We start from the raw sequence: 4,647 nt of genomic DNA, 5'->3' as shown, positions 1-4,647 counted from the left end.
GTTTTGGTGTGATGAGGCACCACTTTGGTGGTATTTAGGTCGTGAGAACTGATCCAAGTCAATTTTTTTCACACTCTGAAATATTATACTCAGTCCTGAAAGCAATTTACTAAGACGTTTGTTTTCTAAGTGACTGATAAACAGTAAAAACGATAAGTAATAGCCTTAGTAAAAAGTTTTTAATATTTGTTAATTTTAGGAGATTCCCTATGCCTGTAACTAATATGGCTGAACTAGATGCAATGATTGCTCGCGTTAAGAAAGCGCAAGAAGAGTTCGCTACTTACTCTCAAGAGCAAGTAGACAAAATCTTCCGTGCAGCATCGCTTGCAGCTAACCAAGCCCGTATCCCGCTAGCTCAACAAGCGGTTGAAGAATCTGGTATGGGTATTGTTGAAGATAAAGTAATCAAGAACCACTTCGCTTCTGAGTTTATCTACAACAAATACAAAGACGAACAAACGTGTGGCATCCTAGAAGAGGATGACAACCTAGGTACTATGACTATCGCTGAACCTGTAGGTATCATCTGCGGTATCGTACCAACGACTAACCCTACGTCTACAGCGATCTTCAAATCTCTAATCTCTCTGAAGACTCGTAACGGTATCATCTTCTCACCACACCCACGTGCGAAAAACTCGACTAACGACGCAGCGAAACTGGTTCTAGACGCAGCAGTAGCAGCGGGTGCACCAAAAGACATCATCGGTTGGATCGACCAACCTTCTGTTGAGCTTTCTAACGCTCTTATGAAACACGATGACATTGCTCTTATCCTTGCAACTGGTGGCCCAGGCATGGTTAAAGCAGCTTACTCTTCTGGTAAACCAGCAATCGGTGTAGGTGCAGGTAACGTTCCTGTTGTTATCGACGAAACTGCTGACATCAAACGTGCAGTGGCTTCTATCCTGATGTCTAAGACTTTCGACAACGGCGTAGTATGTGCTTCTGAGCAGGCTGCAATCGTCGTTGATGAAGTTTACGACGAAGTGAAAGAGCGTTTTGCTTCTCACAAAGCTTACGTACTAAGCAAAGCAGAAGCGGAAAAAGTTCGTAAAGTACTGCTTATCGATGGCGCGCTAAACGCGAAAATCGTAGGCCAACCAGCAGCAGCAATCGCTGAAATGGCAGGCGTTAAAGTTCCAGCAGACACGAAAGTTCTTGTTGGTGAAGGTCTGGGTAAAGTTTCTTACGATGACGCATTCGCTCACGAGAAACTATCTCCAACTCTAGGTCTATTCCGTGCTGACAACTTCGAAGACGCGGTTGCTCAAGCGGTAACTATGGTTGAGATTGGTGGTATCGGCCACACATCTGGTCTTTACACTAACCAAGATACTAACGCTGACCGTATCCGTTACTTCGGTGACAAGATGAAGACAGCTCGTATCCTAATCAACATCCCGACAACTCACGGTGGTATCGGTGACTTGTACAACTTCAATGTTGCGCCTTCTCTAACTCTAGGTTGTGGTTCATGGGGTGGTAACTCTATCTCTGAGAACGTAGGTCCTAAACACCTAATCAACAAGAAAACTGTAGCGAAGCGAGCTGAAAACATGTTGTGGCATAAACTACCTAAGTCAATCTACTTCCGTCGTGGTAGCCTTCCAATCGCGCTTGGCGACCTAGAAGGTAAGAAACGTGCATTCTTAGTCACTGACCGTTTCCTATTCAACAACGGTTACGCAGATGACGTAGTAAGCCTACTTAAAGCTCAAGGCATGGAAGTTCAAACATTCTTCGATGTTGAAGCTGACCCAACGCTTTCTGTTGTAGAGAAAGGTGCGGCTCAAATGGCTAGCTACCAACCAGATGTTATCCTAGCGTTAGGTGGTGGTTCACCAATGGATGCTGCGAAGATCATGTGGGTAATGTACGAGCACCCAGAAACTCACTTCGAAGAACTAGCAATGCGCTTTATGGACATCCGTAAACGTATTTACAAGTTCCCTAAAATGGGTCAAAAAGCTGAGCTTGTATGTATCACTACAACTTCAGGTACTGGTTCAGAAGTTACACCATTTGCGGTTGTTACTGACGACAAAACTGGCGCTAAATACCCACTAGCTGACTACGAAATCACGCCAAACATGGCTATCGTTGATGCTAACCTAGTGATGAACATGCCTAAGTCTCTAACAGCATTTGGTGGTTACGATGCAGTAACTCACGCTCTAGAAGCTTACGTATCTGTTCTTGCGAACGAATACTCAGATGGTCAGGCTCTACAAGCACTTAAGATGCTAAAAGAATACCTACCTTCAAGCTACGCGAACGGCGCTAACGACCCAATCGCTCGTGAGAAAGTACACAACGCAGCAACTATCGCTGGTGTGGCATTTGCTAACGCATTCCTAGGTGTTTGTCACTCAATGGCGCACAAACTAGGTGCTGAGTTCCACATTCCACATGGCCTAGCAAACGCATTACTTATCTCTAACGTTGTACGTTACAACGCGAACGATAACCCAACTAAACAAACAGCGTTCTCTCAATACGACCGCCCACAAGCACGTCGTCGTTACGCTGAAGTTGCTGACCACTTAGGTCTAAGCCAAGCTGGTGACCGTACTGCTCAGAAAATTGAACGTCTACTAGCATGGTTGGATGAGCTAAAAGTGAACCTAGACATCCCAATGTCTATCCAAGCGGCAGGCGTAGCTGAAGCAGACTTTATCGCGAAACTTGATGAGCTAGCAGTTGAAGCGTTCGATGACCAATGTACTGGTGCGAACCCTCGCTACCCACTAATTAGCGAACTTAAAGATGTGTTAATGGCTTCTTACTACGGTAAAGCATTCGTTGAAGGTGAAACTTTCGAAGGTACAACAGTTATCAAGAAGAAAGCAGACCAAGAAGCAGCGAAAGCGGCGCCTAAAGCAAAGAAAGAAAAAGCTGACGCGTAATTAAGAGTCGTGTGAGTAAGGTTTTCGCTAGCACGAAACCTTAACCGGGAAAAAGTAAAAGCCCCAGTCATTTGACTGGGGCTTTTTTGTTGAAAGAGTCGAGTAATAGCGATCCGTTTACGCAACAAACACGTTGTCCATTCATACTTCTGTAGCAACCACTCTGCCACTAAAATACTCATTTGATACGATATATGCGGTATTGCGAACCAATTCATCTTGGATCTCGGCCCAGTGTCTTTCGTTAAGTTCTTCTCTTGTATGGTTTACCGAAGGAATGACGCCACCCACCCGAATATTAAATGGAGTGAGCTCTTTTGCCCAACTGTGAGTAAAACCTGACACCAAAGCAGCCATGCTTTCGACTCCCGTTAAATCTTCATGGCTGTCATGGGAAATGACGTTAACAATTACCCCTTTCTTATTTCTAGCGCGAAATCGTTCGGCTCCCACTTGGCCATAGGTGTAGAGGAAACGTGCTGCAGAAGACAAGTGATCAATGTAAGTACTCATAGGTTCGGGAGCCATCAAGCCTGGCATGGGAGAGCTCGTCCAGCAATTGACTATCACGTCTGGTGTCGCACGCAGCTGCGATTCTATTTGATCAAACAGTAAGTTAATGGACGTTGTGTTATCACTGCACACATTCATCGCATAAACTTTATCTGTGAAGGCACTAATCTGCTCATAGCTCGCTTTTAGAGCGCTAGAGTTTTGGTCACAAAGAATCAACGTCGCTCCAAGGTGAGCAAAGTGACTAGCACAAGTTCTTCCTATGACAGAACCTGCAGACGTGACGAGAATAATTGATTCTTTAATATCCATAACACCTTCACTGTATCCCTGTGTGAAAAAAATACACCAGTGGTTTGTGCTATTAGCATGGTTGAAATTAGAAAGGCTCAGTGTGAAAGACTTCAAACTAACGCTTTTGGATGAGGACTATTGTGCGGTAATTTGTAAGGCGTCACATTTCTGACTGTGGATACTGCAAGCTGTTGGTTGAACAATGATCTCTATACTTGCAGTTGAATTTGATACTGACGTTGAGCCGTCACTAGTTGATTGTATAGCCCTGCATCTGGGATGAGGTTTTTGTTGCGCTCGCCCAATTTGCGTCGCTCATGACCGGATAGGTTGTGATAAACGTCTTCAGGAAGGTTAAACGTATCTTCCGGCAAGTAGGTCAGGGCGTCTGGTTTCAAGTAGTGACTCAGTTTCGCTGAGGGTAGACCTGCACCGTGGAATTGTTTTGCTTGCTGTGCTGCTAGCTCATAGCTGCTGCTATCAGAACGAAGAGCTTGAGGCGTTGACAATTCAAGTTGTTGACGGAGTATATCTTCGCTGGTGGCTACTTCTTTGATTTCCTCTACAGGTACAACGTCGCGTACATCGTTAGAAAACATCGACAAAATCAGTGCAAAATCGGCACGACGTCCTTCGTGGACAGCATGGTTGATACCATTGCCGAACTGAAGTTCGTTAATAATTGCCGCTTTGTCTAAAGTATGAATTTGCATGATGTTCCTCGCTCGATGCCATTTTAACGGCGTGTCTGAGAAGAACTTTAGGAAAAAGAAGAGATTAAATTGGAGTTTTTAAGCGAAAAATAAAAAGCTCGCTGGTTCAGCGAGCTTTTAAAATAAGACTAAATTGAACTTAGGGGGAAGTAAAATTACTTTGCTAGGTTTCTCAGCTACGAAGTCCCCGTTTTCCAGGGGCCCGAAGCCGTTCC

At 44.7% G+C, this 4,647-nt stretch carries 3 protein-coding genes; 1 reads left to right on the top strand and 2 read right to left on the bottom strand.

Annotated elements, in window-relative coordinates; genetic code table 11:
* Window positions 1-209 precede the first annotated feature (209 nt).
* Entirely contained in the window at window positions 210-2,912 is a 2,703-nt protein-coding gene (adhE, locus tag CAG69_RS12140) for a bifunctional acetaldehyde-CoA/alcohol dehydrogenase (RefSeq protein ID WP_065645116.1), read from the top strand.
* A 141-nt stretch (window positions 2,913-3,053) separates the two neighbouring features.
* Here adhE and CAG69_RS12135 read toward each other — a convergent pair whose 3' ends face one another.
* Both CAG69_RS12135 and CAG69_RS12130 read right to left on the bottom strand, forming a co-directional pair.
* Window positions 3,054-3,737, bottom strand: coding sequence for an SDR family oxidoreductase (locus CAG69_RS12135; protein WP_046874522.1), 684 nt, complete (start codon window positions 3,735-3,737; stop codon window positions 3,054-3,056).
* A gap of 191 nt (window positions 3,738-3,928) precedes the next feature.
* The gene (locus CAG69_RS12130; RefSeq protein WP_012841566.1) at window positions 3,929-4,432 is read right to left on the bottom strand and encodes a VC2046/SO_2500 family protein; all 504 of its coding nucleotides are present in this window, start codon (window positions 4,430-4,432) and stop codon (window positions 3,929-3,931) included.
* Between the last annotated feature and the right edge of the window lie 215 nt (window positions 4,433-4,647).

It is taken from the genome of Vibrio sp. V43_P6S15P86 (assembly GCF_009904725.1).
Classification (GTDB): Bacteria; Pseudomonadota; Gammaproteobacteria; order Enterobacterales; family Vibrionaceae; genus Vibrio; species Vibrio diabolicus.
This window is presented reverse-complemented; position numbering and strand designations above follow the sequence as displayed.

Coding starts and splice junctions, on each gene's coding strand:
- adhE (WP_065645116.1), top strand. CDS start 210: ATGCCTGTAACTAATATGGCTGAACTAGATGCAATGATTGCTCGCGTT.
- CAG69_RS12130 (WP_012841566.1), bottom strand. CDS start 4,432: ATGCAAATTCATACTTTAGACAAAGCGGCAATTATTAACGAACTTCAG.
- CAG69_RS12135 (WP_046874522.1), bottom strand. CDS start 3,737: ATGGATATTAAAGAATCAATTATTCTCGTCACGTCTGCAGGTTCTGTC.